This is a genomic window from Shigella sp. FC1967 (assembly GCF_001743005.1).
GTDB lineage: Bacteria > Pseudomonadota > Gammaproteobacteria > Enterobacterales > Enterobacteriaceae > Proteus.
In genome coordinates, this window is record NZ_MIIZ01001371.1 from 1 (window position 1) to 370 (window position 370).

Consider the following 370-nt stretch of genomic DNA (forward strand, 5'->3'; position numbering starts at 1 on the left):
TTTTGGCAAATTTCCCCCAAACTTGCCTCGCTCTTAATTATCTCTTTTTTCCTTTCCGGTTGTGCCAATGCGGGCTCTTGGGGTGCAAAACCAGAAAACTCCATCTTGGGAGCCGGGCTTCAGGGCTATAACCACACACAATTTGAAATTTCAGGTTTTTCAATTAATGAAGGTTACGGCAGTATTGGTGGCACGGTCTGTTGTGTGATGATCCCTGAAAAATGGCGCCCTAATTTAATCGCACATATTCAATGGAAAAGGTGGATACCACAAAATTTCCACCAGCACCTGATTTTGACCAAGTCGAAGCCTATAATCGCTGGGAGCAACAACTGCGCGATAATACCTCAACCCACGAAGCTTGGGTGCC

Annotated in this window: 1 protein-coding gene; it reads left to right on the forward strand. The window is 45.7% G+C overall.

What is annotated here, in order from left to right; genetic code table 11:
• Positions 1–105: 105 nt before the first annotated feature.
• Positions 106–370 (forward strand): DUF3304 domain-containing protein (locus tag BHE89_RS27230; RefSeq protein ID WP_216081040.1); only part of this gene is annotated, 265 nt, incomplete at its 3' end.